Source organism: Vibrio sp. T3Y01, assembly GCF_013114525.1.
Taxonomy (GTDB): Bacteria; Pseudomonadota; Gammaproteobacteria; order Enterobacterales; family Vibrionaceae; genus Vibrio; species Vibrio chagasii_B.
This window is the reverse complement of sequence record NZ_VTXJ01000005.1, coordinates 136,134-157,774: the sequence shown is the minus strand read 5'-3', so window position 1 is coordinate 157,774 and position 21,641 is coordinate 136,134. Positions and strand designations below refer to the sequence as shown.

The following is a 21,641-nucleotide window of genomic DNA, read 5'->3' as shown; positions in this document are numbered from 1 at the left end:
GCATATTGTGGTTTCTTTTACCACATTCATCACTGTTATTGCGCAGGTTTTTGAGCCCAAACGTGAATATAACGGCCTAGTGACAGATATGGCTCTTGGCGACATAGCTGTTTTTCTAGTTCCAATACATCTTCAAATTGGTAATCGCCCATGTACTCCATATTACCTATGTAGTCACTGAAGGAGCGAATGCCTGATTTACCACAGATTTCTAGACCAGCGTCTTCTATCCATTGATAAACCTCTTCTGGCTTCAAGCCTTTTTGTGGTTGCAGCTTAAACCGTTTTCGATGTGGCATCCCATTCAATACATGAGGAATGTTGCCACAAATCACATTTTTCAGGACTAATCCGTGGTGGTTGTAAAACATTATCGAGGCAATACCACCCGGTTTGACTTGTTCAAGTAGCAAATCAAGTGCTTCTTTAGGATCGGCTAGCCACTCCATAACGGCGTGAAACATCACAAAGTCGACTTTATCGTCGAGATGCTCTGCCACTTTTTGTACCGGAGAATGGATAAACTGATATTGCTCTAACAGCCCTGCTTCGGTGATCCCTTCTTGAGCCAGTTTTAGCATCTCAGAAGAGAGATCACATAGAGAAACCTTATGACCAAGTGCCGCAATTTTTTGCGACATCTGTGCCAATCCGCCTCCGGCATCAAGCACATGCAGTGGAAAAGTAGAATCTTCAAACTTGCTCAAAGCTTGTTCTAAATCTTCCCATACGATGATCTGACGGATCTCTCCTTTGTCAGAGCCGTAAATATTTTTTGCAAATTTGTGGGCAATATCGTCGAAATTACGGTCTTCAGTCACGGCTACTTGAGTTATTATGTCCTATCGTGCCTGCTATTCTGTCACAGGAATTTCAGGAATAAAGAGGCGATGTCTCTTTTTACTACTAAGTGATGTTTTTTCGGACTATTCGGATATGTTTGAGCTGAAAAAAGTAGTGTCTTCATTACTGATGCCACTACCAGCAATGTTAATTCTCGCATTTCTGGGCTTAGCCCTAGTGATGTTTACTACTAAAAGAAAGACTGGTTGCTTAATTACCCTCTCAGCCCTCTGTGGTATTTTCCTAATCGCTTTCCAGCCAGTTTCTAGTCAACTATTAATGCCAATGGAAAGGCAGCACACTGCATTTTTACCTGTCGACGAAACCGTCGATTACGTGATGGTTCTTGGTAGCGGCCACGTCGTTGATGACCAGATCCCACCAACATCTGAACTGAGTCGCACAGGCTTGATGCGTTTGAGTGAAGGTATTCGCATTTTACGCCTCTACCCGGGCGCTAAACTGATTCTTTCTGGCTACGGCGCTGGTACAGAAGTCAGCAACGCACGAATGATGGCTAAGGTAGCCCTAGCACTCGGTGTGGCAAAGCCTGATATCATTCTGCTGGAAACAGCCAAAGACACTTGGGAAGAAGCCCGCCAAGCCGCTGCGTTCGTTAAGAATAAAAGAATGGTGTTGGTGACTTCAGCAAGCCATATGACACGTGCTCTCAACGAATTTAACGCGGCTGGTATGAAACCATTACCGGCACCGACCAACTACCTAGCACAAGAAGGTATTGTTGAGCCTTGGAATAAGTACATGCCTAAGGCGATTTATCTTGAACAGACAGAGCGTTACTGGCATGAGACCATGGGGTTGGTTTGGCAAAGCCTACGTGACTGGCTAGACACCAGCAGTGATATTGCAGAAGAGCCAATCGTCGTGCCTGAAGCTTCGAGCCTAGCTGAAGATGAGAATGTCGTTTCGGCAGCTCAGCCTCAATAAGCAGTCTACATAAAAGACTGAGTCATAAAAAAGCCGAGACATCACTGATGATGTCTCGGCTTTTTAATATTTACTATTCTAGCGGACTAACATGTCCCGCAAGACTTAGTCACCAGCGAACATGTAACCTTCACCATGGACCGTCACAAAGATTTGTGGATTCTTAGGGTCGAATTCCATTTTTGCACGCATGCGTCGAATCAGTACGTCGATAGTACGATCATTTGGCGCGTCTACTCGGTGGCTGATCATATTAAGAATACGTTCACGGCTTAATACCTGGTTAGGGTAAGAAGACAACGCAACCAATAATTCATATTCAGCTTTCGTCAGTTTTACTGGTTCACCGTTTTTGCTTAACGCACGACGAGGGATATCAAATGTCCACTCACCAAAACGAACCACTGATTCATCTTCAGATTCTTCAACCGCACCTGCTGCTGTTTTACGAGCGGCAGAAATACGCCAAAGTAGGTTTTTAACTCGAACCAGTAACTCGCGAAGTTCGAAGGGTTTAGTAACGTAATCGTCAGCGCCCATTTCAAGGCCAACAATTTTGTCGATGCTATCCGTGCGTCCAGTAACTAAAATAATTCCAATGTCTGATTGACTGCGTAATTCGCGAGTTAGCATCAATCCATCTTCGCCTGGTAAGTTGATGTCCAGCATAATGAGGTCAACGTTGTTTTCTTCTAACACGTTTCTCATTTGAGCGCCGCTTTCTGCTTCGCTTACTGTGTACCCTTCGTTCTGGAAATAACCAACCAGTTTACTACGGGTCACCACATCATCTTCTACGACTAATACGTGATAGCTCATCTACACCACTTTTCTTATTTAATAGTTTCGGTGACTATTCTATTCATAACTAGTAACAATTCTAGTGGTACTGTAGATAAATGCCAGAAACATGGATTTTTTTTGATACAAGACAATCTTAAACCTTGCTATTTGTCGTCTGGCACAATTCAATATAGGCATTACTACTAACGAGTAACTTTGCATTTCGCAAATAACCTCGTCATCAGCCTTGGTGTGTAAAAAACACCACAAGACTAAATCAGGATTTACGTAATGAAAGATACGAAAGCGTTCAATGAGCAAAGAGCAGAAATTTACTGGTGGTTATCAAGCTTATTCGCCAAAGAGCTCACTCAAGATGAACTTGACCACTACCACTCTGTTGAAATTCGTTCTTTCTTAACTGGTTTAGGCGAAAATGAAACACTCAAACCTGCGATTGATAGCTTAGTTGATGCACTAAACCGCTTACAAACACGTGAAGATGCACAACTGGAACTGGCTGCTGACTTTTGTGACCTATTCCTAAAGACAGACAAGCATGGTGCCCTTCCCTACGCTTCGATGTACATCGGTGAAACTGGGCTATTAAACGATAAGCCAGCAAAAGAGATGGAAGAGATCATGGCTAAGCACAACTTAGTGGTTAACCAAGATCTAAAAGAACCAGCAGACCACATCGCTATTGAACTCGACTTCCTAGGTAACCTAATCATTCGCTCTAATGAAACAGAATCAGAGGAAGAGTTAGAAAAGTCGTTCGAAGTTCAACAGCAGTTTATTGAGCAACAGCTACTCACTTGGATTCCAAAGTTCAAGGTTAAGTGTCATGAGGTTGATGAGTTCGGTTTCTATGCATCAGTATCATCGCTGCTACTGGCATTCTGTCAATTAGACACTCAATATTTGGCTGGTGAATAGCTTATTAGATGACTAGGTAAATAAATTCAGTAGAATGTGACAATTCACCCGGATTTCTGGGTGAATTTTATTGCGAGTATTTTCTAGTCAGTCTAAAATTGTGACCGCAAACGATAAAATATGAAACATTCACGAAATGCTATGCTTATTAAGTTTCAGAGCATTTCGGTGTTAAGACAAGCCGCTCAATAGCGGTTTTTTGTTTTTTAACACTTTAGTACCCAAAGAGCCCTACACGTTTAAGCTCTTAGTTAGGTAGCTTAACGGCTACTTCATTCCGTACTTTGGGGAAAGTAGCTTCTAATAGGATAAAACCATGGCCACTATAAAAGATGTCGCTCGCTTAGCCGGCGTATCAACAACAACCGTTTCTCACGTAATCAACAAAACCCGTTTTGTTGCAGAAGCGACTCAAGAAAAAGTAAATAAAGCGGTAGACGAATTAAACTATGCACCAAGTGCTGTTGCTCGTAGTTTGAAGTGTAATTCAACACGAACCATCGGCATGCTAGTGACTCAATCAACCAACCTATTCTTCTCAGAAGTTATCGATGGTGTTGAGAGCTACTGCTACCGTCAAGGTTACACTTTGATCCTGTGTAACACGGGTGGTATCTATGAGAAGCAACGTGACTACATTCGAATGCTTGCAGAGAAACGTGTAGATGGCATCTTGGTTATGTGTTCAGACCTAACTGAAGAACTGAGAGAGATGTTAGACCGTCACGCTGACATCCCTAAAGTAGTCATGGACTGGGGCCCGGAGAGTTCTCAAGCAGATAAGATCATCGATAACTCTGAAGAAGGTGGCTACCTAGCGACTAAATACCTAATCGACCGCGGTCACTCAAAGATTGCTTGTTTAAGTGGCCACTTAGACAAAGCGGCGTGTGTGGAGCGTATCGCTGGTTACAAGCGCGCTTTGGAAGAAGCTAACATTACTGCAAATGACGACATGATCATCGAAGGTAACTTTGAGTGTGATACTGCCGTTCTAGCCGCTGACAAAATTGTTGATATGGAAGATCGCCCGACAGCTGTATTCTGCTTCAACGATACCATGGCACTAGGCTTGATGAGCCGCCTACAGCAGAAAGGCATCCGTATCCCTGAAGATATCTCTATCATTGGCTACGATAACATCGAACTGGCTGAGTACTTCTCTCCACCATTGACTACCGTTCACCAACCGAAGCGCCGTGTCGGTAAGAACGCCTTCGAAATTCTGCTTGAGCGTATTAAAGACAAAGACCATGAAAAACGCGTCTTCGAAATGCACCCAGAAATTGTTGAACGTAGTACAGTTAAAACGTTAAATTAACTGATAAATTGAGTTTATTTTCATCAAGCGCACCTTTGGGTGCGTTTTTTTTATCAGCAACTAAAATAAACCTAGTTTCATATAATAAAGATCATTAATTGAAGCAGTATCACACTTTGAAATAACAAGTGTGAGCCTCATTCAACAAAAACTTTATTCTATTCAATCAGTCACGCACAGGGCAAATCACTTGAAAAGGTGAGACGCAAAGCTTCCGGCCTAAACCACTCGTTGGTATGGTAGCGGGGTTACCGATGGCAAAATGCAGTAACTACTAATAATTTAGTAATTTACGGCTTATTGACAATGTAATTGCAACATTTTGCTAATCTCTCGGACCTGCTTATTTGGTGGCGTAGTTCAAATACACCGAGATAAATAACATGGATAAACCGATACTAAAGGACTCAATGAAGTTATTTGAGCCCCTAGGAAAAATAAAATCACGCTCAATGTTTGGTGGATTCGGTCTTTTTGCTGATGACACTATGTTTGCTCTGGTTGTTAATGACCAGTTGCACATACGAGCAGACAAAGGCACAACAAAACAGTTCGAGCAACAAGGGTTTCAACCGTACGTCTACAAAAAGCGTGGTTTCCCTGTCGTAACTAAATATTTCGCTCTACCCGAAGGCTTATGGCAAGACCAAGAGAAAATCTTGCAGCTTGCGACTACGTCTCTGGGCTTTGCAAAAGAAGAGAAAGCTGAACAGTCCGCTGCTAAGCCAACTCGACTCAAAGACCTCCCGAATCTTCGACTCGCCACCGAGCGCATGTTGAAGAAAGCTGGAATTGATTCCGTAGAACGTTTATATGAATCTGGCTCTGTAAACGCATTTAATGCCATCAAGGATTCTCATGCGTCCTCCGTCAGTATTGAACTGCTTTGGGCACTAGAGGGGGCGATCAATGGCACCCATTGGTCGGTTATCCCGCAGCAACGTCGTGAAGAGCTTATCAGTCGCGTCAATTAACATTTTCAGTACACCTTTTTATACAACTAAGCCGCATTTCTGCGGCTTTTTTTTCGATTCTGAATGTTAGATAGTCTGCGGCCTTAATGCTCTATCAATACCCTAAAAGGATGGGCGATAATTATACTTAAAGTCTACTTTGACCATCGGAACGAAGTTAATCTCTCCAGAAGAATTCATTATCTCTTTAACTTTAATGCTCCCGTTTCTAATTTCAAACGAACGCACGTCTACCTTTTCCGATGCTTGAGGTAGGATTTTGCTAAGCTCATATGAGCCTTTGCCGTTTATATCCATCCAGATTTGTTTTCCAGATTCGTAAGCCTGTGATTGGCTCGCCACTACATCCCCTTTAAAGATTTTAGATTCTACAGCGGCTCTATGATAGATACCCGAACCCATAGCTTGGAAAGAGAGAAGGCCTGTTGTAGCGATAACCGTTATCATTGATAATAATTTCATAGCTAGCTCCTTAGTTGTCTGCCTGAATAATTATCTAAAACAATCTTCATGCCTCGATTGTTACGTATATAGAACGAGCCAAGACCAAAACTCTTTCAACTTTTTGTCACTTTTTACGTGGTACAAATTATTACGATTGAAATAATTTAGGCAAAACAAGTCTCTAGTAGAGCGTTACCACCTTCTAATAAACGAGTATTTTTCCACATCTATCTATATCACTAACACAAGGCTAACTAATTGGGTTAGCGGGTCAAACCTAATTCATCACCTAGACTAAATAGTTTTTTATTATCTTATGAAAGTTAATCTATGCTTTGCCTGTCTATCTATACTAATGGTATGCATTGAAAATTTGAGGAAGTATCAATGAGTAAGAAAATGATATTAGGTATTGTATTGGTCGTAACGATCGTTTTATTAGGCATTAATTTTGGCCAATACCTCACGCTCGAAAACGCCAAAGCACAGCAAGCGGTGCTAAACGACTACATTGAAAGTAACTTTATTGCCGCCGCGGCGACGTACTTTATCGCATATGTATTGATCACCGCCTTCTCCATCCCGGGAGCAGCCGTTGTTACACTACTTGGTGCTGCGCTGTTTGGCTTCTGGAATAGTTTGTTATTGGTATCTTTCGCCAGTGCAATAGGCGCAACTCTTGCCTTTTTGAGTAGTCGTTACCTACTGCGAGACTGGATTCAAACTAAGTTTGGCGACAAACTCACTACGATTAATAAAGGCGTTGAAAAAGACGGCGCTTTTTACTTGTTTTCTTTGCGACTTATCCCAGTGTTTCCGTTTTTCCTTATCAACCTGCTGATGGGCTTAACACCCATGTCGGTGACTCGCTACTATGTAACAAGCCAAATCGGCATGTTGCCTGGTACTGCAGTCTTCTTGAATGCTGGTACCCAACTCGCAGAAATTGATTCGCTTTCAGGCATCGTTTCACCTTCTGTACTATTGTCATTTGCATTATTGGGGGTGTTCCCAATTATCGCTAAATGGTTGATGAGCAAGTTTCGTTCAGCACCGGTTGCGGAATAATAATTGTGGCCGGATAAGGTTCTATATCAATGAAAATCTTCAGTGCATCAAATCCGACAGAGGCACATATCATCTGCGGACTCCTAGAAAGTGAGAATATTGCCTGTGAAGTCCGTGGTGAGGGTTTGTTTGGTTTGAAAGGGGAAATCCCGTTCACAGAAGAAACTGACCCATACGTATGGCTATATGAGCCAGAAATGGCCACTAAGGCGCGTGCTATTGTCAATGACTACCAAAAACAGCAAGATTCTATCATCTATGAAGAGTGGCGCTGCAGTGAATGTCATGAAGTGAACGAAGCACAATTTGGTTCTTGTTGGCAATGCGGAGCTAACTCTCCTGAGTAGACGAGCTTAATGAGGTCTTAGCCGCTTCATCTGATTTATCCTCAAAACAAAAACGGGAAGCTACAAATAGCTTCCCGTTTTTATTTCAATTCTATTATGAGTTCAAATGACCGACTTAGAAATCACTGGATTTGCTTTTGGATAAACTCGATAGAGTGCTGGTTGAATTCTTCAGGGTTTTCAACATTACACACATGACCACAGTTAGCAATTTCGACCAGTTCACTTGACTCGTGCGCCTCAACCATTTCTTTAACGGGCTTGATAAACATGTAGTCACGCTCTCCCATCAGATAAAGGGTTGGTATCGGTAACTCCCTATCTTTGAAATATTTCATTAAGGGGTTCACATCAGCCGTTAATATAAACCAACGTTTAAACTCTTTTTGACACAGCTTTTTGGCTTCACGAATAAACAGGTGACGAGACTCTTTTTGGCTTTTTTGTGGCATCACTATGTAAGCAAAAAGGCTATAAAGCCACATGTAAGGAATGATGTGTTTGCTTAGATTTCCTAGCTTAACCAATACTTGCGAACGGGTGTTGAGTTTAGTTACCGCACCACCTAATACCATTGAACGCACACGCCCTGCCGCTAACTCCGCAACATTACGGACAATAATGGTTCCTAACGACATACCAACGAAGTGTGCGGAGCGGATTTTAAGGTGGTCTAATACTTTAAGAATATCAAGCGTGACAGCTTTGAATGTATAACGGTTTGATATCAGCTCTTTAAGTATGTTGTCTGATTTACCATGCCCTCTCAGGTCAATGAGGAGCAGGTTGAAATGCTGTTTATACGCCTTGATCTGCTTGAACCAAATAGAGGAGCTACCTCCGGCACCATGCACAAATACCACCCACTCATCGCTAGTAGGGTGAGTAAATGTTTTATGAAATAATAAACTTTCAGACATACCTATCGCTTTAATTATAAAAATGGAGCTAGGCCTCATCACAAGGCGATGACTAAGGATATCACGCTATTAAGAAGATTAGGTGATAATAGTGTCAAACCTATCATTAGCACCATGAATACTTCACTTCCTTTTCTACCTGACTTAAATGAGTTTGCAAGCTTTGTCTTTCTAAACGTGATGTACTCAGACCAGATAGCAAAAGGCGCCCTGTTGTCAGAGCGCCTTAATTTAATAAGGTTTTTAACCATTTGATGTTAGTGCCTGCTAAAAATCTAAACAGGCGACTAGATGGCTGAGTGATACATCGTTAAATACTCTTTCGCCGCATCTTCCCAGCTAAAGTCTTGTTGCATCGCATAAAGCTGAACACGCTTAATTTCAGACGGGTTTTGTGCATAGAGTAACAATGAGCGGTGTAGCACGGCCAACAAAGCTTGCGGAGTCGGCTCTTCAAAAGCAAAGCCGGTCGCCACCTCTGGCTCCTCGTCATAATCATCAACACTGTCTTTTAAACCACCGACAGAGCGAACGATTGGTAAGGTGCCATAAGCCATACTGTAGATCTGGTTTAAACCACAAGGTTCAAATTCAGAAGGCATCAAGAAAAAGTCAGAACCGGCTTCAACTAAGTGAGCTAACTCATTGTTGTATGCCTCTACAAATGAGAATTTTTCTGAATGCAGTGCCGATAACTCTTTCAATTGGCTCGCTAAAACAGGGTCACCCGTACCTACAATCACAATCTGAAGATCGTTCTTCAAGAATTGTTCAATGATAGGCAGCAAGTAGTGAACACCTTTCTGGTTCGTTAGACGACAAACCATCCCGTACACGGCACAATCGATAACCGGCAAGCCGACGTCTTGTTGCAGTTTCTGCTTACACGCTGACTTTCCACGCGCCATGCTGTGTTTGGTCGCTTTGTATTTACGAGGAAGGAATGCATCCGTTTCCGGATTCCAAGCACCGTAGTCACAACCATTTAAGATTCCGACTAAGTCTGAAGCTCTACATTGAAATTCTGCCGCCATGCCATGACTACCAAGCTCTGTTTTTAGCTCTTGTGCATACGTAGGGCTTACTGCGTTGACTTTATCAGCGCACAAGACACCAGCTTTTAGCATCGTCACGTGCGTATCACTGACCGCAGCTTCCGGAACATTACGACTGTGCATTTCAGGAAGACATTGCAGCTCATCGTATGAGAATACGCCTTTGAACACCGCGTTGTGGATTGAAATAACACTGCGCGTGTTCTCAAAGAATTCATGCTGTTGGTAGCGAGATTTAAGCAAGAAAGGAACAAAGCCTGTATGCCAATCGTTCGCGTGAATAATATCTGGTTGGAAACCAAGCTTAGGAAGCATATCCAAACATGCTGCACTGAAGAACGAAAAGCGCTCGCCATTATCAGCATAAGCCTGATTATTTTCAGCGTACATTTCTGGACGGTCGAAGTATTTAGCACATTCAATACCAAACACTTGTACCCCTTCAACGCTTAACTTCTTAACTTGATAAGCCGTATGAGGCCAATGATCGAGCTCTGTTGCTAGAACAACTTCTGCAGAATCAATATTTGGAATGTTGCGGTAAGCGGGGATGGTCACTCGAACGTCCTGTTCGAGTGTTTGTAACGCTTTAGGCAGTGCCTTGGCTACATCAGCCAAGCCACCGCTTTTAATCAAGCCTTCAACTTCAGACGCTACAAAAAGTACCGAGAGAGTCTTAGTAACCAACTCGTGCTCCTTTAGGGATTACTACTACACCATCGTCAGAGACGTGGTAATGCTTTTTGTCTTCTTTCAGGTTTACACCAATCTGTGTACCCGGTGCGATGTCTGCATCTTTATCGACGATAACACGACGAAGTACACAGCCCTCGCCCACTTTTACGTCGCCCAATAAGATACTCTCACTGATATCACACGCTGATGCGATGTTGCTGCGGAAGCCAAGTACACACTTCTCGATACGAGAACCACGAACATAACTACCGTTACACACTAAGCTATCGATGATTTGAACACGACCATTAGCCGAGTCTGTAAACGTCGCAGGTGGTAATGGTGGGTAGTAAGTGTGTAGTGGCCACTTGCGGTTGTATAGTGAGAATGGTGCATCTTTCTCAAGAAGGTCCATGTGAGCTTGCCAGTACGCGTCAATCGTACCTACATCGCGCCAGTAAACTTCTTCTTTCTCACCTGTAATGCGGTTAGTACTGAAATCGTAAACAAACACGTCACCACGCGGGAACATATTTGGAATGATATCTTTACCGAAGTCATGAGTTGAATCTTCTTTATCCGCATCTTCAACCAGCTCTGCAAAAAGCTCATTTGCTTCAAATACGTAGTTACCCATAGAAACCAATGCAGAATCAGGGTCACCTGGAATTGGTTTAGGGTTAGCAGGCTTCTCTTCAAAGCCGACCATACGGCCTTCAGCATCAACCTCAATGACACCAAACTCAGACGCTTCTGCAAGAGGCATACGCAGTGCTGATACCGTTAGTGCCGCTTTCTTCTCTTTGTGGAAATCAAGCATCTGCTTAATATCCATTTTGTAGATGTGGTCAGAACCAAAGATACAAACTTGGTCCGGTTCTTCTAGCTGCATAAAGCGAAGGTTTTGATAGATCGCATCTGCAGTGCCTTCATACCAACGCTTACCTGTGCGCATTTGAGCAGGGATTGGGTCGATAAAACGATCTGTTATACCACTGATATTCCAACCTTTTTTCATGTGGTGGAACAGTGACTGTGACTTGAACTGCGTTAATACATAGATCTTCATTAGATCCGCGTTAACGAAGTTATTTAAAGCGAAATCAATTAAGCGGTAACTACCACCGAAAGGAACCGAGGGTTTGCTGCGCGATTCAGTTAAAGGTCTTAAACGAGAGCCTTCACCACCAGCAAGAATCATTCCCAATACACCAGCCATTTTATTCTCCATATATTTATAGCTTGTCGATGTCAGTGCTCGTAGAGGTATCTTCCTCTGGGGGATGAGCACTAACAATGTTTTCGGTACTTAGCGAATATCCATTCACATACAGTGACAGTATCCTAAGCCAAACGTTGTTATGTGTGCACTATTCTTTGCACTTGGTTTTATATACGTTATCGACTTTCCTGCCGATTTCAATTTTTAATACGCCATTCTGTGCTATGTAAACTGATTGCTTTCCTAAGACTTAAAGCAGCTCACATTACACCGTCTGGGCGAAACATTACATTAACACTCGACACACATCGGGTATACAACTAAATGCTGATCTGTGAGTTACAATATTCTAATTAAGTTACACATTCGTTACAGTTACATAAGATAGTGTGATTAATCTCTTAATTTATTTTACCCTGTGAATTTAATAAATAATTACAACTAAGACTCAATTTCAATGAGTTGCATAATTAGTCATATATGAGTCGAAAAAAAGCAGCCTATTGGCTGCTTTTTATATCAATAACGTTCAGTTACTTTTCTTTGGGCTTTTTACGTTTATCCGTTACTTCCCATTTACCGTCAATGTACAAGGCGGTCCAACCAGAAGGCTTACCATCCACTTCTGTACGAACGTAGTTCTCTTTTGTCTTACGACTAAAACGAACCACTGTCGGCTTACCGTCTGGATCAGCAACTGGTGCTGTAGTCAGGTATTGGAACTTCGGTGAAATACGGTCTTTAAAGCGAACTAACTCTTCCACTAAAGGAGCACGAGTTTCGCGTGATTTAGGGAAGTTACTTGCTGCCATGAATAGACCAGAAGCACCATCACGAAGCACAAAGTACGCATCTGAATTTTCACATGGAAGTTCAGGGAAATGTACTGGGTCTTCTTTTGGTGGCGCAACTTCGCCGTTTTTCAAAATTTTACGAGTGTTCTTACAATCTTCACTCGTACAATCCATGTACTTACCGAAACGACCATTCTTCAGAACCATATCTGAGCCACACTTGTCACACTCAACAAGCGGACCATCATAGCCTTTTACTTTGAATTCGCCGTGTTCAACCACGTAACCTTCACAGTTCGGGTTATTACCACATACGTGCATCTTACGCTTATCATCAATCAGATAAGCATCCATTGCCGTTTCACAAATTGGGCAACGCTTTTTAGCACGAAGGGCAGCTGTTTCAACATCTTCTTCAAGAACGTTGATAATACCTTCTTCATCACCAAGGTTAATCGTTGTCTTACAACGCTCTTTTGGTGGAAGTGCATAACCAGAACACCCTAAGAATACGCCTGTCGAAGCAGTACGAATACCCATATTACGGCCACAAGTTGGACACTCGATATCAGTTTCTACGATGTGGTTTGGCTTCATGCCGCCTGCATCTTCATCAAGATCCGCTTTTTCCAGATCACCGGTAAAATCTTTGAAGAAATTATCTAGCACGCCTTTCCAGCTTGCTTCACCTTCAGCGATTTGGTCTAACTTCTGCTCCATACGAGCCGTAAAGTCGTAGTTCATTAGGTCATTGAAGCTACCGTCTAAACGGTCGGTAACAATCTCACCCATCTTCTCAGCATAAAAACGGCGCTGTTCAACTTTCACGTAACCACGATCTTGAATAGTAGAGATGATCGACGCGTATGTTGAAGGACGACCGATACCACGTTTCTCAAGCTCTTTAACAAGCGCCGCTTCAGTGAAACGAGCCGGTGGCTTAGTAAAGTGTTGCTTAGGATCCAATGCAACGAGATCCAGCTTATCGCCAATTTGCACTGCAGGCAGGATCGTATCTTCGTTTTTACCCATCGGACGTTGAACACGAGTCCAACCGTCAAATTTAAGGATGCGACCTTTCGCTTTTAATGTGTACTCTTCAGCTTTCACGCTTACTGTTGTTGAGTCGTACTGCGCAGGCGTCATTTGACACGCTACGAATTGATTCCAGATCAGTGAGTAAAGCTTGTGTGCGTCTGCGTCTACGCCGTTTAAGTCTTCTGACTTAACATCAACGCTTGAAGGACGGATCGCTTCGTGAGCCTCTTGAGCGCCCTCTTTGCTACCGTATACTAGCGCTTTAGGTGGCAGGTACTCTGCACCAAACTCAGAACCGATGTATTCACGAGCTGCTTCTACCGCTTCTGAACTCAAGTTAGTTGAGTCAGTACGCATATAAGTAATGTAGCCCGCTTCGTATAGGCGTTGAGCCAACATCATGGTTTTCTTTACGCCGTAACCAAGACGGGTACTCGCAGCCTGTTGAAGCGTTGAAGTAATGTACGGTGCAGACGGCTTACTCTTCGTCGGGCGGTCTTCACGTTTACATACTTCGTATTGTGCTTTCTCAAGAACACTCAATGCAGCTTGCGTTTGCGCTTCGTTTTCAGGTTTAAACGCAACACCGTCTTTCTGAGCTACTTGAAGTCTAAAATCTGTTTTTTCTGCTGTTTTGGTATCAGCATGCACATCCCAAAACTCTTCCGGAATAAAGGCGTTGATCTCGCGCTCACGCTCAACAAGAAGCTTTACAGCAACTGATTGAACACGGCCAGCGGATAGGCCTCGTGCTACTTTCTTCCAAAGCAGAGGTGACACCATAAAGCCAACAACACGGTCCATAAAACGTCGTGCTTGCTGTGCGTTTACGCCATCGATGTTTAGCTCACCTGGAGTTTCAAAAGCTTGTTGAATTGCGTTCTTGGTGATTTCGTTAAACACCACTCGCTTGTATCGCGTTTCATCGCCACCGATGATCTCACGAAGGTGCCATGCGATAGCTTCTCCTTCGCGGTCCAAATCGGTTGCGAGATAAACATGGTCTGCGTTCTCAGCCAGTTTTTGCAGTTCAGCAACAACTTTTTCTTTACCCGGTAATACTTGGTAATTTGCTTCCCACTCTTTATACGGGTTAATACCCATCTTTTTGATAAGAGCTTTGCGATCTTTTTCTTTCTTGATACGAGCTTTTTCTTCTGGGCTCATACCCTTTGTTGAAACTGCAGCAGCCTTTTTACCAGTACTTTGACCTGCCGTTGGTAAGTCACGTACGTGACCTACACTCGACTTAACGACAAAGTCTTTGCCAAGGTATTTATTGATAGTTTTAGCCTTGGCCGGCGACTCCACTATAACGAGCGATTTACCCATATTGACTCTAACGTCCTTAATCACGATGCTTTAGCACCAACAATTTAACTTGTGGGCTTTTACGCATGATATTCTAAATTCATTGCTTCTTTTTTTACTATTGTGCGAGATTACTAGAAGATCAACCGCTTTTTTCAAAATTGGATCTGATCGCTCGACAATTCGTCGACTCACAGATAAAAGGGTCACAATATAAAGAAGCTATAAAGTACTCGAAAAGAATACTAGCAAGGGCCTATTCATCAGGCACTAACTCTAAACGGGCTCATACTAAGCTTGTCCATGAATCGAACGCGAGCCCCATTCCATTATTTTTGCCATAAATCACAAAATAAATTGTGGATATTCGAAAAGACTCTCTTAATCGGTTGTGAAATCATTGAATTTCTAGTTCGACACCATAAACTCAACGTTATATTCAGTTATCAGAGATAAACTCATGACAAAGAAAGTAATAGCAGAATTTGATTTACTGCTTATCGCAAACCAAATTATCCAATCACATGATGACTACATTGAAGGCATGCGCGCAAACAGCGTAGTAGAGAAAGACGATGTACTCGTCTTCAAAGGCGAATACTTCCTAGACAGCAATGGGATGCCGACAGAGAATACAACCGCAGTATTTAACATGTTTAAATACTTAGCGCACCATCTTTCAAAAGAATTTACGCTTCAGCAGTAATTAAAAAGCTTGCCATTTAGGCAAGCTTTTTTACTTCCTGAGCTTATATCAACTTAGCATTCTTATTGACTCAGCATCTTCAGTTTGTCGAAGTAGTCAGGGAATGTCTTTGATGTACAACCTGGATCATTAATCGTTACCGGCGTATCGCTTAGCGCGACCAATGAAAAACACATTGCCATACGGTGATCATCGTAAGTATCAATCGCCGCATGTTTCAATTCAGCCACTGGATTAACGATGATGTAGTCTTCACCCTCTTCTACCTCAGCACCAACTTTACGTAGTTCGGTTGCCATGGCCGCAAGACGATCGGTCTCTTTCACACGCCAGTTGTAGACGTTACGAATCGCTGTTGTGCCTTTTGCAAACAGTGCAGTGGTCGCAATCGTCATTGCTGCATCAGGAATGTGGTTGTAGTCCATATCAATGCCCTTCAGCTCACCACAACGAGAGATAACGTAGTCATCACCCCATTCAATTTCAGCACCCATTTTTTCGAGTGCATCAGCAAATTGGATATCACCTTGGATACTGTTTTTACCAATACCCGTTACCTTAATTTCACCGCCTTTAATCGCAGCTGCTGCTAGGAAGTAAGACGCGGAAGATGCATCGCCCTCGACAAGGAAATCACCTGGTGCTTTGTATGATTGACCCGTTGGAATAACAAATTCTTGGTAGTCATTGTTGACCACGTCCACACCAAATTGTTTCATAATGTGTAGCGTGATATCGATGTATGGCTTAGAAACCAATTCACCCTCAATCTTGATGGTCACTTCACCTTCTGCTAACGGTGCTGCCATCAAAAATGCAGTCAAAAATTGGCTAGAAATAGAACCGTCGATCGAAACCGTACCGCTTTTCAGACCCGTGCCTGTGATTTTCAACGGTGGGTAGTTTTCATTTTCTAAATATTCAACGCCAGCGCCAGCTTCTCGTAGAGCAGTTACTAGGTGGCCAATCGGGCGCTCTTTCATGCGCGGCTCACCAGTTAGAACGTATTCACCACGGCCTAAACAAAGCGCAGCCGCAAGCGGACGCATCGCAGTACCCGCGTTACCTAAGAAAAGTTCGAGAGCTTTGTCGCTTGAAAATGCACCACCAACGCCCGTCACTTCACATACGGTTTTGTCCGCAGAGAGCTGATAATCTACACCTAACTGGGTCAGAGCATTCAGCATGTGGCGAATGTCATCACTGTCTAATAAGTTAGTTAGGCGAGTCGTTCCAGTTGAAAGCGCAGCCAAAAGAAGCGCACGGTTAGAAACACTTTTAGAGCCAGGTAGGTTAACTTCCCCACTCACTTTTTGAATTGGTTGTAACGTAAGGCTTTCCATTAAATCTTTTAGTCCTTGTACCACCCGAAGTCACTGGCGAGTATTTATTTTCGGGTGATGAATAATTCTTCGTACTTGCAGACTAACGAACTTTTCCAATGAACTCCAGAGCTAATCCCCTTCAAAAAGGTGATAAATTAGCCAACCAATCGTATTTTTATACTAGTACACGAGATCGACACGAACGCCATCTGAAAAATAAAGAATTCGCACGTCGTCACCTCGGTTAAATAACATCGTGCTATCGACGTCTTGGATAATGTTGACTAGCTTGTCATCTTTGGTTTTAACCAGTAGTTCAACCAATTTATACTCCACTCGATATTGACTATTACCTCTGTTTCGAGCGATTCCAGCCCCAGCAACCGCACCGACAGCCGTTGCCACCTCTCTACCTGTACCATCACCAAATTGGTTACCAATTAAACCACCAATTGCGGCACCTAATAGTGTTTCCCAGCCGCTCGCTTTCGATTCCACTATCTCCTGTTGAGTAATATATCTCACGGTATCAATCTCACCATAAACAACCTCATTCACAGGTCGAGCTTGATTTCGGTTATAAGCTGCATTTGCCAACATGGGCAAAACAAGTAAAATCCAAAGCAACTTCTTCATGGTAGAACTCCTAATGACCTCATGGTCAATGATTAATCTGTTACGCGGTACTTATGACTATATACCTAACTGAACTCGATACTACTAGTATAGAGTTTCCATCTCCCTTCGATGCACTGGATGAGCCAAATGGCCTTCTTGCTTTTGGGGGAGATCTGTCGCCAATGCGAATCTTAAATGCTTATAGTCACGGTATATTTCCATGGTATGGCCCAGGTGAGCCTATACTTTGGTGGAGCCCAGCACCACGAGCGGTATTTAATCCTAAGACATTCAAACCATCGAAAAGTCTTAAAAAGTTTCAAAGAAAGCATAATTACCGTGTCAGTATCAACCAAGCGACGGATAGAGTTATCGGTTATTGCTCATCACTAAGACCTGAAGAAGAGACCTGGCTAAACAGCGACATGCAGGCCGCTTACCGAGAGCTCGCTTCGTTAGGTTTCTGTCACTCGGTGGAAGTGTGGCAAGGTGACGAGCTAGTCGGTGGGCTGTATGGCTTACAAAAAGGACAAGTCTTTTGCGGTGAATCCATGTTTAGCTTAAAGACCAATGCCTCGAAAATCGCACTATGGTATTTTTGTAACCACTTTGCTCAGTCTGGAGGGAAGCTCATTGATTGCCAAGTCATGAACCCTCACTTGGAGTCTTTGGGGGCATTAGAAGTAGAAAGAGAAGAGTTTCTCAGCTCTCTGCAATTACTGAAAGACAAGTCTGTTGACGATGTATGCTTTGAAAACCAATGGCTAGAGGAAATGCCTTAATGAATCCAGATTTACAACAAATCAGAATTGGATTAACAGACAATCATGCATGTAGCTACCTCCCCCACCTCGAGGAAAGAGTCGCTGTTACGCTCGATGAGCACATGCACACCTCAGAAAATTATGAAGTTCTGCTAGCGAATGGTTTTCGTCGCAGCGGTGCCACCATCTATAAGCCACATTGCGATAATTGTTCGGCATGTCAGGCGATTCGCCTTTCAATCCCCGATGTTAAGTTCTCCAAAAGTCAGCGAAGAATTCTCAACAAGGCGAAGTCCTTTCGTTGGGAGCTCAAAGATAAAATGGATGAAAACTGGTTTGATTTATATAGCCGTTATATCACCGCGCGTCATCGTTCAGGCACGATGTACCCACCTAAAAAAGAAGAGTTTCTACAATTTTCTCAAAATGAGTGGTTAACCACTAAGTTCATGCATATTTACAACGAGACCGACCTCGTTGGCATAGCTGTTACCGATGTGATGTCTCACTGTACAAGTGCGTTTTATACCTTTTTCGATCCAGATATCGATATATCCATGGGCACTCTCGGCGTTTTGTTCCAAATCCAACATGCTCAGAAAGAACACAAACAGTGGCTATATTTGGGTTATCAAATCGATGAATGCCCTGCTATGAACTATAAAGTACGATTTCAACGTCATCAAAGGCTAGTAAATCAGCGGTGGCAAGGGTAGAATACGCCACAACTTTACATATTTTGATTTTGACGGCACAATCAAGCCGTTGAAAACCGCCAAGTTTCGAAAGAGGATTAGATGGCTAAAGAAGACGTAATCGAGATGCAAGGCACTGTCCTTGATACTCTACCAAACACAATGTTCCGTGTTGAGCTTGAAAACGGTCACGTAGTGACAGCACACATCTCTGGTAAAATGCGTAAGAACTACATCCGTATTCTTACTGGTGATAAAGTAACTGTTGAGATGACTCCATACGACCTTTCTAAAGGCCGCATCGTCTTCCGTGCTCGTTAATTTTTAATTATCGAATACGATAAGAAACGGAGCTTAATGCTCCGTTTTTTATTGCCTAGCGTTTGGCTCTTGGTCTTAACCGCTTTTCTTCGTATCTTATATCTCGTATCTCGTATCTCGTATCTCGTATCTCGTATCTCGTATCTCGTATCTCGTATCTCGTATCTTCAAAACATAAAAAAACGCACAACCTAAGTCATGCGTTTTGTATCTAAACTATTGAGCGATCCGCCACTTCGTTAGTGCATCACTTCTTCTTTAGCGCCAACATAGACAAAATGCAGTTCGTCTTTTTTCAGTGTTACTTTAACCGTACCACCATCAACTAAGCTACCGAACAACAGTTCATTCGCAAGAGGCTTCTTAAGCTTCTCTTGAATCACACGCCCCATTGGACGAGCCCCCATTGTCTTGTCATAGCCTTTGTCTGCTAACCAGTGACGAGCGTCTTCAGAAACCTCTAGAGATACACCACGTGCGTCCAGTTGAACCTGAAGCTCAACAATGAACTTGTCGACGACTTGACTAATCACGCTTGGATCCAAGCTGTTGAACCAAATGATGTTATCAAGACGGTTACGGAACTCAGGAGTAAACACTTTCTTGATTTCACCCATCGCATCTGGTGCATGATCTTGTTGGATCAGGCCGATCGATTTCTTCTCTGTCTCAGCTACACCCGCGTTGGTTGTCATTACTAAGATCACGTTACGGAAATCCGCTTTACGACCGTTGTTATCCGTTAGTGTGCCGTTATCCATCACCTGAAGTAGTAGGTTGAAGATGTCTGGGTGAGCTTTCTCGATCTCATCAAGCAGTACAACCGAGTGCGGGTTCTTAATAACCGCATCCGTTAATAGACCACCTTGATCGTATCCAACATAACCTGGAGGAGCACCAATTAAGCGACTCACTGAGTGACGCTCACCGTACTCAGACATATCAAAGCGCAGCAGTTCAATACCCATCAGTTTAGACAGTTGAACCGTCACCTCAGTTTTACCAACACCAGTAGGACCAGCAAATAAGAATGAACCAACAGGTTTATTGTCAGCACCAAGTCCTGCACGAGTTAGCTTGATCGCTTCGCTCAATACATCGATAGCTGGGTCTTGTCCGAACACCAACATTTTCATGCGGTCGTCCAGTTTCTGCAGCGTATCTTTGTCTGAAGACGATACTGACTTCTCTGGAATACGAGCCATTTTCGCAACCATTGACTCAATATCCGCCACGCTTACCGTTTTCTTACGACGGCTTGCTGGAGCTAAACGACTACGAGCACCCGCTTCATCAATAACATCGATCGCCTTATCAGGAAGGTGACGTTCGTTAATGTATTTCGCAGACAACTCCACAGCCGCACGCAACGCCTTGTTGGTGTAACGTACTTCGTGGTGAGCTTCGTATTTTGGCTTCAAGCCAATCAGAATCTTAGTCGTATCATCTAATGAAGGCTCAACAATATCGATTTTTTGGAAACGACGAGATAGCGCGCGCTCCTTCTCAAAAATACTGCTGTATTCTTGGTATGTCGTTGAACCGATACAACGCAACTTACCACTGCTTAGTAGTGGCTTGATTAGGTTAGCCGCATCTACCTGACCACCCGATGCTGCGCCCGCACCAATAATGGTATGGATTTCATCGATGAACAGAATCGCGTCTTCTTCTTTCTCTAGTTGCTTAAGAATCGCTTTAAAGCGTTTCTCGAAATCACCACGATATTTAGTACCCGCAAGCAGTGAACCAATATCTAGAGAGTAAATCACACTGCTCTGAATAATTTCAGGAACCTGTCCTTCAACGATACGCCATGCAAGGCCTTCAGCAATAGCCGTTTTACCTACGCCCGCTTCACCAACCAGTAGAGGGTTGTTCTTACGGCGACGACATAGGACTTGGATAGTACGCTCAAGCTCTTTGTCACGACCAATTAGCGGATCAATATTACCTTGCTTCGCCACTTCATTAAGGTTGGTCGCAAAGTTTTCTAAACGGTCTTCTGAATTTGCTTCTTCGGCATTTTCAGCACCACCAAATGAGTCTGATGATGAAGCACTATCGCCTTCGTTACTGGCTTTGGTGATACCGTGTGAGATGAAGTTAACGATATCTAAACGGCTAATGTCATTTTTCTTAAGAAGATATGCCGCGTGAGACTCTTGCTCACTGAAAATAGCGACAAGTACGTTAGCACCTGTTACTTCACTGCGACCTGAAGATTGGACATGAAAAACAGCACGTTGAAGTACTCGTTGGAAACTCAATGTAGGTTGAGTCTCACGAGTTTCGTCACTTTCTGGGATAAGTGGGGTCGTTTGATCAATAAAAATATCGAGCTCGTTGCGAAGAGCATCGAGATCAGCCTGACAAGCTTGGAGCGCTTCCTTGGCCGCATCATTTTCTAATAATGCTAGTAGGAGGTGTTCGACAGTCATAAATTCATGTCGCTTGTCTCGCGCACGAGCAAATGCGCCATTTAAACTCGACTCTAATTCTTTATTTAGCATAAGTACCTCCTAAGGGA

20 protein-coding genes and 1 riboswitch are annotated in these 21,641 nt (G+C 43.2%); of the genes, 10 read left to right on the top strand and 10 right to left on the bottom strand.

Going from position 1 to position 21,641, the window contains the following annotated elements; genetic code table 11:
* Positions 1-35 precede the first annotated feature (35 nt).
* Positions 36-821: a tRNA uridine 5-oxyacetic acid(34) methyltransferase CmoM gene (gene cmoM / locus F0232_RS07580; protein WP_105057382.1), complete on the bottom strand. Its 786-nt coding sequence runs from the start codon at positions 819-821 to the stop codon at positions 36-38.
* A 115-nt stretch (positions 822-936) separates the two neighbouring features.
* Between cmoM and elyC the strand changes: the two genes are divergently transcribed.
* Positions 937-1,791: an envelope biogenesis factor ElyC gene (elyC, locus tag F0232_RS07575; RefSeq protein WP_061032873.1), complete on the top strand. Its 855-nt coding sequence runs from the start codon at positions 937-939 to the stop codon at positions 1,789-1,791.
* 105 nt (positions 1,792-1,896) lie between these two features.
* Here the strand turns inward: elyC and torR are convergent, their stop codons facing one another.
* Complete coding sequence (torR, locus tag F0232_RS07570) at positions 1,897-2,610, bottom strand: two-component system response regulator TorR (RefSeq protein ID WP_008220067.1); 714 nt, start codon at positions 2,608-2,610, stop codon at positions 1,897-1,899.
* A 255-nt stretch (positions 2,611-2,865) separates the two neighbouring features.
* Here torR and torD point away from each other — a divergent pair, with 255 nt between their 5' ends.
* The 3 genes from torD to F0232_RS07555 all read left to right on the top strand — a co-directional run bounded on the left by torD (position 2,866) and on the right by F0232_RS07555 (position 5,808).
* Positions 2,866-3,513, top strand: a complete 648-nt coding sequence (torD, locus tag F0232_RS07565; RefSeq protein WP_008220069.1) for a molecular chaperone TorD — start codon at positions 2,866-2,868, stop codon at positions 3,511-3,513.
* A gap of 316 nt (positions 3,514-3,829) precedes the next feature.
* Positions 3,830-4,834, top strand: a complete 1,005-nt coding sequence (gene purR / locus F0232_RS07560; protein ID WP_105057383.1) for an HTH-type transcriptional repressor PurR — start codon at positions 3,830-3,832, stop codon at positions 4,832-4,834.
* 170 nt (positions 4,835-5,004) lie between these two features.
* Positions 5,005-5,090, top strand: a riboswitch (cyclic di-GMP riboswitch).
* 127 nt (positions 5,091-5,217) lie between these two features.
* A complete protein-coding gene (locus tag F0232_RS07555; protein WP_081090386.1) occupies positions 5,218-5,808 on the top strand; it encodes a TfoX/Sxy family DNA transformation protein in 591 nt (196 codons plus the stop codon).
* A gap of 102 nt (positions 5,809-5,910) precedes the next feature.
* Here the strand turns inward: F0232_RS07555 and F0232_RS07550 are convergent, their stop codons facing one another.
* On the bottom strand, positions 5,911-6,270 hold the full coding sequence (locus F0232_RS07550) for a DUF3316 domain-containing protein (RefSeq protein WP_061034222.1): 360 nt from the start codon (positions 6,268-6,270) through the stop codon (positions 5,911-5,913).
* A gap of 369 nt (positions 6,271-6,639) precedes the next feature.
* Between F0232_RS07550 and F0232_RS07545 the strand changes: the two genes are divergently transcribed.
* Together F0232_RS07545 and F0232_RS07540 are read left to right on the top strand one after the other, a co-directional pair.
* Positions 6,640-7,320 (top strand): TVP38/TMEM64 family protein, encoded by a 681-nt coding sequence (locus tag F0232_RS07545; protein ID WP_061034221.1) that lies wholly within the window; start codon positions 6,640-6,642, stop codon positions 7,318-7,320.
* A 29-nt stretch (positions 7,321-7,349) separates the two neighbouring features.
* The gene (locus F0232_RS07540) at positions 7,350-7,667 is read left to right on the top strand and encodes a DUF2007 domain-containing protein (RefSeq protein WP_061034220.1); all 318 of its coding nucleotides are present in this window, start codon (positions 7,350-7,352) and stop codon (positions 7,665-7,667) included.
* A gap of 122 nt (positions 7,668-7,789) precedes the next feature.
* Here F0232_RS07540 and F0232_RS07535 read toward each other — a convergent pair whose 3' ends face one another.
* From F0232_RS07535 to topA, 4 genes are all read right to left on the bottom strand, one after another.
* Complete coding sequence (locus F0232_RS07535; RefSeq protein ID WP_008220088.1) at positions 7,790-8,587, bottom strand: alpha/beta fold hydrolase; 798 nt, start codon at positions 8,585-8,587, stop codon at positions 7,790-7,792.
* 287 nt (positions 8,588-8,874) lie between these two features.
* Complete coding sequence (gene glgA / locus F0232_RS07530; RefSeq protein ID WP_105057384.1) at positions 8,875-10,329, bottom strand: glycogen synthase GlgA; 1,455 nt, start codon at positions 10,327-10,329, stop codon at positions 8,875-8,877.
* Entirely contained in the window at positions 10,319-11,548 is a 1,230-nt protein-coding gene (glgC, locus tag F0232_RS07525) for a glucose-1-phosphate adenylyltransferase (RefSeq protein ID WP_081090385.1), read from the bottom strand. The genes glgA and glgC overlap by 11 nt, the downstream gene beginning before the upstream one ends.
* A gap of 524 nt (positions 11,549-12,072) precedes the next feature.
* Positions 12,073-14,703 carry a type I DNA topoisomerase gene (topA, locus tag F0232_RS07520; protein WP_061034216.1) on the bottom strand — a complete coding sequence of 877 codons (2,631 nt, stop codon included), beginning with the start codon at positions 14,701-14,703 and terminating at the stop codon, positions 12,073-12,075.
* 439 nt (positions 14,704-15,142) lie between these two features.
* Between topA and F0232_RS07515 the strand changes: the two genes are divergently transcribed.
* Positions 15,143-15,388: a YciN family protein gene (locus F0232_RS07515; protein ID WP_004737436.1), complete on the top strand. Its 246-nt coding sequence runs from the start codon at positions 15,143-15,145 to the stop codon at positions 15,386-15,388.
* Between the two features lie 62 nt (positions 15,389-15,450).
* Here F0232_RS07515 and aroA read toward each other — a convergent pair whose 3' ends face one another.
* Both aroA and F0232_RS07505 read right to left on the bottom strand, forming a co-directional pair.
* The gene (gene aroA / locus F0232_RS07510) at positions 15,451-16,731 is read right to left on the bottom strand and encodes a 3-phosphoshikimate 1-carboxyvinyltransferase (RefSeq protein ID WP_061034215.1); all 1,281 of its coding nucleotides are present in this window, start codon (positions 16,729-16,731) and stop codon (positions 15,451-15,453) included.
* Positions 16,732-16,893: 162 nt separating this feature from the next.
* Positions 16,894-17,349: a glycine zipper 2TM domain-containing protein gene (locus F0232_RS07505; RefSeq protein ID WP_008220097.1), complete on the bottom strand. Its 456-nt coding sequence runs from the start codon at positions 17,347-17,349 to the stop codon at positions 16,894-16,896.
* Positions 17,350-17,402: 53 nt separating this feature from the next.
* Here F0232_RS07505 and aat point away from each other — a divergent pair, with 53 nt between their 5' ends.
* The 3 genes from aat (at position 17,403) to infA (ending at position 19,111) form a co-directional block, all read left to right on the top strand.
* Positions 17,403-18,113, top strand: a complete 711-nt coding sequence (gene aat / locus F0232_RS07500; protein ID WP_061034214.1) for a leucyl/phenylalanyl-tRNA--protein transferase — start codon at positions 17,403-17,405, stop codon at positions 18,111-18,113.
* Positions 18,113-18,811: an arginyltransferase gene (locus tag F0232_RS07495; RefSeq protein WP_061034213.1), complete on the top strand. Its 699-nt coding sequence runs from the start codon at positions 18,113-18,115 to the stop codon at positions 18,809-18,811. The genes aat and F0232_RS07495 overlap by 1 nt, the downstream gene beginning before the upstream one ends.
* An 81-nt stretch (positions 18,812-18,892) precedes the next feature.
* A complete protein-coding gene (gene infA, locus F0232_RS07490) occupies positions 18,893-19,111 on the top strand; it encodes a translation initiation factor IF-1 (protein WP_001040192.1) in 219 nt (72 codons plus the stop codon).
* 239 nt (positions 19,112-19,350) lie between these two features.
* Here infA and clpA read toward each other — a convergent pair whose 3' ends face one another.
* A complete protein-coding gene (gene clpA, locus F0232_RS07485; RefSeq protein WP_004737431.1) occupies positions 19,351-21,624 on the bottom strand; it encodes an ATP-dependent Clp protease ATP-binding subunit ClpA in 2,274 nt (757 codons plus the stop codon).
* Positions 21,625-21,641: the final 17 nt, after the last annotated feature.

Coding starts and splice junctions, on each gene's coding strand:
- elyC (WP_061032873.1), top strand. CDS start 937: ATGTTTGAGCTGAAAAAAGTAGTGTCTTCATTACTGATGCCACTACCA.
- torR (WP_008220067.1), bottom strand. CDS start 2,610: ATGAGCTATCACGTATTAGTCGTAGAAGATGATGTGGTGACCCGTAGT.
- torD (WP_008220069.1), top strand. CDS start 2,866: ATGAAAGATACGAAAGCGTTCAATGAGCAAAGAGCAGAAATTTACTGG.
- purR (WP_105057383.1), top strand. CDS start 3,830: ATGGCCACTATAAAAGATGTCGCTCGCTTAGCCGGCGTATCAACAACA.
- F0232_RS07555 (WP_081090386.1), top strand. CDS start 5,218: ATGGATAAACCGATACTAAAGGACTCAATGAAGTTATTTGAGCCCCTA.
- F0232_RS07550 (WP_061034222.1), bottom strand. CDS start 6,270: ATGAAATTATTATCAATGATAACGGTTATCGCTACAACAGGCCTTCTC.
- F0232_RS07545 (WP_061034221.1), top strand. CDS start 6,640: ATGAGTAAGAAAATGATATTAGGTATTGTATTGGTCGTAACGATCGTT.
- F0232_RS07540 (WP_061034220.1), top strand. CDS start 7,350: ATGAAAATCTTCAGTGCATCAAATCCGACAGAGGCACATATCATCTGC.
- F0232_RS07535 (WP_008220088.1), bottom strand. CDS start 8,587: ATGTCTGAAAGTTTATTATTTCATAAAACATTTACTCACCCTACTAGC.
- glgC (WP_081090385.1), bottom strand. CDS start 11,548: ATGGAGAATAAAATGGCTGGTGTATTGGGAATGATTCTTGCTGGTGGT.
- topA (WP_061034216.1), bottom strand. CDS start 14,703: ATGGGTAAATCGCTCGTTATAGTGGAGTCGCCGGCCAAGGCTAAAACT.
- F0232_RS07515 (WP_004737436.1), top strand. CDS start 15,143: ATGACAAAGAAAGTAATAGCAGAATTTGATTTACTGCTTATCGCAAAC.
- aroA (WP_061034215.1), bottom strand. CDS start 16,731: ATGGAAAGCCTTACGTTACAACCAATTCAAAAAGTGAGTGGGGAAGTT.
- F0232_RS07505 (WP_008220097.1), bottom strand. CDS start 17,349: ATGAAGAAGTTGCTTTGGATTTTACTTGTTTTGCCCATGTTGGCAAAT.
- aat (WP_061034214.1), top strand. CDS start 17,403: ATGACTATATACCTAACTGAACTCGATACTACTAGTATAGAGTTTCCA.
- F0232_RS07495 (WP_061034213.1), top strand. CDS start 18,113: ATGAATCCAGATTTACAACAAATCAGAATTGGATTAACAGACAATCAT.
- infA (WP_001040192.1), top strand. CDS start 18,893: ATGGCTAAAGAAGACGTAATCGAGATGCAAGGCACTGTCCTTGATACT.
- clpA (WP_004737431.1), bottom strand. CDS start 21,624: ATGCTAAATAAAGAATTAGAGTCGAGTTTAAATGGCGCATTTGCTCGT.